Consider the following 7,614-nt stretch of genomic DNA (forward strand, 5'->3'; position numbering starts at 1 on the left):
CTCATTTCCTGGGCCGCGGGCGCGCTTCGGTGCCCGCCCGACGGCAAGGGTGCCCGCCGCCGCGGGGGCGGTATCCACCCGGGAGGATGAGGGCGGAGCGAAGGCGGCGCGCGAGGTGGCACGAGCGGACGGGGTGGTTCCGCCTCCCTCGCCGAGTACCTACCGCGCGCCCTTCGGACGGGGGAACGCGGGCGGCGCGGGGTGTAGCGGAAAGCGGTCGTGTGCACACTCTCCGTGACCACAAGGTCGCGCCGCGCCGAGACCGGCCGACTCGGCTCCGGCGTCGCGCCGCGCACCCGCATCCCCCACGGTGCGGGTGCGCAGGCGGCGCCCTTCCTCGGCCCTCGTGCTCCCCGCTCTCCCGCTTCCCGCTCTCGTGCTCGCAGCTCCCGTGCTCCCAGCTCCCGTAACCGCCCGTGGAGGCCACATGCCCGATGAGACCGACCACCCCCCGCCCGACGGTACGGGCGCGGATCCGCGTGCGGCATGGCCGGCGGTGGCGGCCGCACGGCGGGCCCGGCGGCAGGCGCTGCTGGCCCCGCTGGTGAAAGGCGTCGGCCCTCCTCCGGAGCGGCAGCACATCACGTGGGTGGGCGACTTGCAGCAGGGCGACGGCGGCAAGGGCGCCATGACCGACAGACTCGCGGTGTTTCACCAGATCACCGCCCGGGTGCAGGGCGGCGACAACGCCGGGCACACCACCGTCTACCAGGAGGCCTCGGGCCGTATCCGCACCCTGAAGAACCACCTGCTGCCGTCCGGCATGCGACATCCCGGGGTGCTCGGCGTGATCGCCAACGGCGTTCTGGTGAACGCCGAGACACTGGCCGAGGAGATCAAGGATCTGTCGGCGGTCGTCCCGTCGCTGCGCCGACGGCTCGTCGTCAGCGACCGCGCGCATCTCGTCCTGCCCTCCCACCGCGCGGTCGACGGCCGCCAGGAGAGCGAGCGGGGGCGCTCCGGCGACCTCATCGGCACCACGCGGCGGGGCATCGGCCCGGCCAACGTCAGCAAGGCCAACCGCATCGGCATCCGCGTCGCCGATCTGCGCGACCCCGCTCTGCTCCGCCGCCGTCTGCGGCAGAACGCCCGCTTCTTCGGACTGACGCAGGACCGGGCCGAGCAGGACCTGGCCTGGCTCAGCCGCTACAGCGACCTGCTCCTCTCCCTGGCCGGGGACTCCGTCACCCTGCTGCGCTCGGCGGTCGACGCCGGATACTCCGTCGTGCTTGAAGGCGCCCAGGGACCGATGCTGGACGTGGAGCACGGGGTGTACCCGTACGTGACGACGTCACCGACCGCCTTCTACTCGGTCACCAGCGGCAGCGGTCTCGACGGCACGCTGGTCGACCACCGCGTCGGGGTGCTCAAGGCGTATCAGACGATGGTCGGCAACGGTCCGTTCGTCACCGAGGACCACCACGAGCTGGGGCAGCGGCTGCGCGGGAGCGGCGAGGAGTTCGGCACGACGACCGGGCGCTCCCGGCGGTGCGGCTGGCTCGACCTTCCGCACGCACGCTGGGCGGTCTCCCTCAACCGGTACACGAGCGTCGTCGTGACCAAGCTCGACGTCCTCGACACCTTCGACCGCATCGGCGTCTGCGTCAGCTACGCGACCCCCGACACCGCACACGGCGAATTCCTCCCCGACAACGACTACTTGCAGCGGTGTGCGCCGGTGTACTGCTGGCTGCCCGGCTGGCGCCGCCCGACCCGGGGTCTGACCCGGTACGAGGACCTGCCGGTCGAGGCACGGAACTTCCTCGCCTACATCTCCGACTACCTGGGAGTGGAGGTCGCCGCCGCCGGAGTCGGCCCGGCGCAGCGGGACGTGCTGATCGCCCCGGGGTCCCGGCTGGCCCCGGTCATGGGGGGACCGCCGGGCGCGGGACCGGGCGCCGTGCCCGGGGCCCGCGCGGGGGAGGAGACGGCCGCCGCCACGCGGCAGCCCTTCACCTGACCCCGCTTCCCGTCCGGAAGCACGGCTTCGACGACGAAGGGACGGCACCATCCATGCTCCACGACGACGGAGGTACGCCGACGGCATCGGGCAGTCGGCGGGCGGCATCGGGCAGTCGGCGGGACGGCGCTCCGCGGAGTCTGTGCGTGTTCTGCGGGGCGAGTCCGGGCAAGGGGCCCGGCGCCGCGCGGCTCGCGGACGGATTGGGCCGTGCGTGCGCGCGGCAGGGCATCCGCGTCGTCTACGGCGCCGGTGGCGTCGGCGTCATGGGCGCGCTGTCGGACGCGGTCCTCGCGGAGGGCGGGGAGATCGTCGGGGTGATTCCCCGGGCGCTGATGGACCGTGAGTTCGGCCGCCGGGACCTGACCGACCTGCGTGTCGTGGACTCCATGCACACCCGTAAGGCCCTGATGCACGACCTCAGCGACGCCTTCGTCGCGCTGCCCGGCGGTTACGGCACCCTGGAGGAACTCTTCGAGATCACGGCCTGGGCCCAACTGGGCCTGCACGCCAAGCCGGTCGTCCTGCTGGACGCCGACGGCTTCTACGCCCCGCTGCGCGGCATGCTCGATCACGCCCGCGCCGAAGGGTTCATCTCCGTCGAGGACCGGCAACTGGTCCGGCACGCCTCCTCCGTCGACGACGCGCTGGCCGAGGCCTCCCGCCCGACGGCCGATACCCCGAGGCGCGGGGAGCCGGGGCTCACCCTCGACCAGACGTAGGGCGCGACCCGCAGGCAGCAGCGGCCCATGCCAGCAACGGCCTACGTCAGCTACTGCCCACATCGGCAGCAGCGGCCCAGTCCCGCAAGACCGGCTCCCAGCGCGAGCGGAGATGCCCCGTGTCCCAGCAACCACCCCGATTCCCGTTCTGCTTCGAGGGCGACCGGATCGCGCCCGAGCTGGCCGAGCGGGCGGCCCACTGTCCCGTGAGCGAGGTACTGACGAACACGGACAACCGCGCCTGGCTCATCGCGGGATACGAGGAGGTGCGCACCGTACTGCGGGACCGCCGCTTCAGTCTCAGCCTCACCTCCGACCCCGACGCACCCCGGCAGGACCCCCTCTATCCGCCGCCGACCGTCACCGACACGCTCACCTACTTCCAGCGGACCGGGATGCTGCCCGCGCTGCACCGGGGCCTCGGACCGGCGCAACAGCACCTCACCGCCGGGACGATCGCCGACCTGGTGCGCGGGGTGCTGCGCCCCTTCCTGGCCCGCGAGGAGCAGCCCGCCGATCTGATCACCGGATTCGTGTTCCCGCTGTCGCGCCTGCTGACGTTCGCGCTGCTCGGCGTAACGCCGGACGGCTGCCCCGACGACAGCGTCCTGTTCGGCATCTTCCGCACCGGACCCGACAGCGGCGAGCGCGTGCCCGCGTGCTGGGAGGCGGGCCAGACCTACATGCTGGCGCAGCTCCCGCGTCTGCGGCGGCGGCGCGAAGGGCTGCTGGGCGAGCTGATCGGTCCCGCCGACCGTGCGGGGACCCTGGCCGAGGAGGAGATCGCGGATCTGTTCCTGTTCCTCCTCATCTCCCAGTACGGCAACCCGGCCACCTTCCTGGGCGCCGCGGTCGCGGCGCTGATGCGCCACCCGGACCTGGTGGACCGACTGCGCGCCGAGCCCGGACTGATGCCGCGCGCCGTGGACGAACTGCTGCGGTGGACCGTCTTCCTCGGCGACGGCCTGGCCCGCGTCGCCCGCGAGGACGTCACCGTCGGCGGCGTCCGCATCAGGCGCGGCGAGCTGGTCCTCGTCTCCACCGACGCGGCCAACCACGACCCCCGCGTCTTTCCCGATCCCCAGCGCCTGGACATCGACCGGCCGGAGAACCCGCACCTCCGCTTCAGCCACGGCCGTCACCGCTGCCCCGGCAGGTCCGTCGCCGCCCTGCAGGCGGAGGTGACGCTGCGCACGCTGCTCGAAGAGACCGGGGACCTCGGACTCGCGGTGCCCCCCGACGCGGTCGTCTGGCACCCGTACCACGCCATCACCCTGCCCCAGTCGCTGCCCGTGCGGTGGACACGTCCGTGAACCGACCCTCCCGGGAGACCTCCATGTCCCTGTCCATGACCCGCCGTGAGCGTGAACGCTTTCTCGCCGGTGTCCACGTCGGCGTGCTGGGCGTCGCCGACACCCGAGGCGGCCCCACCACCGCACCGCTGCTCGTACCGGTCTGGTACGTGTACGAGCCGGGCGCCGAAGTCATCCTCCAGACGGGCCGGGACACCGCCAAGGCCCGGCTGATCCGCGCCGCGGGCCGCGTCAGCCTCTGCGTGCAGGACGAGCGGCCCCCCTACCGCTACGTCAGTGTGGAGGGCCCCGTCGTCGAGGAACAGGACCCGGCCGACGCCGCGGCCAGAAGCGCCGCCGCCCATCACTACCTGCCCGAGGGCGAGGCCGAGGCCTACCTGCGCGCCACCCAGGACCAGCTGGCGGACGACGTCACCTTCCGGATGTGCCCCCAGCGCTGGCGCACGGCGGACTTCACGGCCTTCGCCGCCGCGTTCTCCTGACCCGGTCGGCGCCGCTCCGCCCGCCCGCACTCAAGAAGGTGATCACGCTATGTCCACGACCACCGACGGGGCGACCACCCCGGCCTACGACCGTGCCCGCGAGCAGCGTCTGCACGAGCTCTTCGACGCGCGCGCCGCCGAACGCGGAGCGGCGGCCGCGGCCCGCCACCACGGCCGCGAACTGACCTACGCCCGGCTGCGCCACACCTCCGACGAGCTCGCCGCCCGCCTGGTGCGCGGCGGCGTAGGGCGCGGCACACCCGTGGGCATCTGCGGACGGCGGTCCCTGGAGGCGCTGGTCGGCCTGCTCGGCATCCTGAAGGCGGGGGGCTGCTATGTGCCGCTGGACGACGGTCTGCCGCCCGCCCGGCTGCGGGCCATGGCCGAGGACGCGGACGTGCGCACCATCGTGGTCCTGCCGGGCAGCGCCTGCCGCCTGCGCGGCGTCAAGGTCCGCGTGGACCTGCCCCCGCTGGAGGCGCTGGGCCCCACCCCGGCCCAGGGCGACGACACCGACGACGCCACCCGCGCCGGTCCGCCTCCCGTCCCCGGGGACGCCCGCGACTGCGCCTACGTCATGTTCACCTCCGGCTCCAGCGGACGCCCCAAACCCGTAGCCGTGCCCCACCGGGCCGTGGTCCGCCTCGCCCTGTCCGAGCCCGAACTGCCCCCGCCCGGCGCGGACGACGTGGTGCTGCACGCCTACGCCCTGTCCTCGGACGCCTCCACCATCGAGATCTGGAACGCGCTGCTCGGCGGCGCACGCCTGGAACTGATCGACCGCGAGGAACTGGTCTCGCCCCCGGCCCTGGCCGAGCGGCTGCGCGGCGTCACCGTCGCCTACCTGACCACCAGCGTCTTCCACCACATGGCCCGCTCGGCCCCCGCAGCCTTAAGCCGCCTGCGGTTCGTGTCGGCGGGCGGCGAGGCCATGGACGCCGGGCTCGCCCGCGCCGTGCTCGCCGCCTGCCCGCACACCACCGTCGTCAACTTCTACGGCCCCACCGAGAACGCCGTGGTCTCCACCTTCCACCGCGTGCGCGGGCTGCCCGACGACGCGGCCACCGTCCCCATCGGACGCCCCTACGGAGCCTCGGTCTGCCACGTACTGCGCCCCGACGGCACCGAGGCGGCCGACGGTGAGACCGGCGAACTGGCCGTCGGCGGCGACGGCCTGGCCCTCGGTTACGTCAACGACGCCCGGCTGACCGCGCAGCGCTTCGTCTACACCCCCCGCACCGAGCGCCGCCGCCTGTACCGCACGGGCGATCGCGTGACGCGCCGCGGTGACGGCGTCCTTGAGTACCGGGGACGCGGCGACCGCCAGATCAAGATCCGCGGGCACCGTGTGGAGCCCGACGAGGTCGAGGCCCACCTCCGGTCGCATCCCGACGTCGGGGAGGCCGTCGTCGAGCCGTCGGCGGACGGCGCGGTGCTGCACGGCTTCCTCACCCCGGCCGGGACCGGCCGACCGCCCGACCCGGACCAGGTGCGGCGGCACTGCGCCCAGTGGCTGCCAGGACCGATGCTGCCGCACCTGACCGTCGTGGACCGCTTTCCCGTCACCGCCGCGGGCAAGGTGGACCGGGCGGCGCTGCGGGCCGAGGCCGCCGCCCGCTCGGGGCCCACCGTCCCGGGGCCCCGCACCCCGGACGGCGGCGTGCCCGGCGCCGAGGGCGAACTGGTCCGCCTCCTGGCCCTGGTGTGGGAGACCGTCCTGCGGATCAGCCCCACCGAAGCGGACGACTTCTTCGCCCTCGGCGGCGACTCCCTCCTGGCGGCCGAGGTCGTCAACCGCACCGTGAGCGCCCTGGAACTCCCCGCCGTCCACGGCACCGGCCTCGTGCGCTCCCTGCTGACCGCGCCGACACTGGCCGCTTACGCGCACACCGTGCAACGGGTCACCGACGGAGCCGGGCCGCCCGCTGCCGGTGAAGACATCGACTTCGACCGCGAGGCGGAGCTGGGCTTCGCCCTGCCCGAGCCCACCGGCCCACCGCCATGCCCGCGACGGCCCCGCACCGTCCTCCTGACGGGCGCAAGCGGCTTCGTCGGCGCGTTTCTCCTCGAACGGCTGCTGCGCACCACCGACGCCCGCGTCCACTGCCCCGTCCGCGCCCGCGACGCCGACCACGCCCGGCGCCGCGTCCGTGCCACCCTCGACCACTACGGCCTCGACCCCGGCCTCGCGGACACCGAGCGCGTGGCGGCCTTCCCGTACGACTTGACCGCCCCGCGCCTCGGCCTGCCGCTCACGCAGGCCGCCTGGCTCGCCCGGCACGCCGACCTCATCGTGCACAGCGCCGCCCAGGTCAACTTCCTCTACCCCTACTCCGCGTTGCGTGCCGCCAATGTCGCGGGCACCCGCGAACTGGTGCGTCTCGCCGCCCCGCGCCGTGTCCCGCTGCACTTCATCTCCACCGTCGCCGTCCTCGCGGGTTTCGGCACGGCCGGTGTCCGCGCGGTCGACGAACACACCGCACTCGCCCACGCCGACCGGCTCACCATGGGCTACGCCGAGAGCAAGTGGGTCGGCGAACGCCTGCTGCGGCACGCGGCGGACGCGGGCCTGCCCGTCGTCGTCCACCGCCCCTACGAAGTCACCGGGGACACCCGCAGCGGCGCCTGCAACACCGAGACAGCCATCTGCTCCCTGTTCAAGATGGTCGCGGAGACGGGTCTCGCCCCCGACATCGCCCTGCCCATGGACTTCGTCCCCGTCGACCACCTGGCCGCCGCCGTCGTACGGATCGCGACCCATGAGCCGACCGGGCACACCTACCACCTGACCAACCCCCGCCCGGCCCTGCTCGGCGACGTCCTCGACCGCATGCGGGCGGCCGGGTACACCTTGCGCCGCCTGCCCTACGGGCAGTGGGTGGACGAGCTGGTGCGGCACGTGGCCCGCAACCCCACCAGCCCCCTTCGTCTCCCTGTGCGTGGACCGGGGCAACAAGGCCGACATCACGGTCAAGGAGATGTACCTGGAGGACACCTTCCCGCGCCTGTCGCGGCGGAACACCGAGCGCGCCCTGCGCGACAGCGGACTGAGCTGCCCGCCCGTCGACACCGCGCTCCTGGACCGCTACCTCACCTACCTGCTGAGCTCCGGCTACCTCCCGCCCCCGCGGGGACAC

General features: G+C 73.8%; 5 protein-coding genes. All 5 read left to right on the plus strand.

What is annotated here, in order from left to right; translation table 11 throughout:
• Positions 1-427 precede the first annotated feature (427 nt).
• Positions 428-1,960 (plus strand): adenylosuccinate synthetase, encoded by a 1,533-nt coding sequence (locus AB8Z36_RS26170; protein WP_369215833.1) that lies wholly within the window; start codon positions 428-430, stop codon positions 1,958-1,960.
• Between the two features lie 146 nt (positions 1,961-2,106).
• The gene (locus tag AB8Z36_RS26175; RefSeq protein ID WP_369215834.1) at positions 2,107-2,682 is read left to right on the plus strand and encodes a TIGR00730 family Rossman fold protein; all 576 of its coding nucleotides are present in this window, start codon (positions 2,107-2,109) and stop codon (positions 2,680-2,682) included.
• A 119-nt stretch (positions 2,683-2,801) separates the two neighbouring features.
• Complete coding sequence (locus AB8Z36_RS26180) at positions 2,802-3,995, plus strand: cytochrome P450 (protein ID WP_369215835.1); 1,194 nt, start codon at positions 2,802-2,804, stop codon at positions 3,993-3,995.
• Positions 3,992-4,477 carry a pyridoxamine 5'-phosphate oxidase family protein gene (locus AB8Z36_RS26185; RefSeq protein WP_369215836.1) on the plus strand — a complete coding sequence of 162 codons (486 nt, stop codon included), beginning with the start codon at positions 3,992-3,994 and terminating at the stop codon, positions 4,475-4,477. Before AB8Z36_RS26180 ends, AB8Z36_RS26185 begins: the two co-directional genes overlap by 4 nt.
• 49 nt (positions 4,478-4,526) lie before the next feature.
• Positions 4,527-7,614, plus strand: a 3,088-nt coding sequence (locus AB8Z36_RS26190; protein WP_369215837.1) for a non-ribosomal peptide synthetase, incomplete at its 3' end; no start/stop codon positions are given.

The sequence above is a fragment of the Streptomyces flavofungini genome, from assembly GCF_041028215.1.
Classification (GTDB): Bacteria; Actinomycetota; Actinomycetes; order Streptomycetales; family Streptomycetaceae; genus Streptomyces; species Streptomyces flavofungini_B.

What these genes read in the sequence shown, in the direction of transcription:
- AB8Z36_RS26170 (WP_369215833.1), top strand. Translation starts at nt 428, where the DNA reads ATGCCCGATGAGACCGACCACCCCCCGCCCGACGGTACGGGCGCGGAT.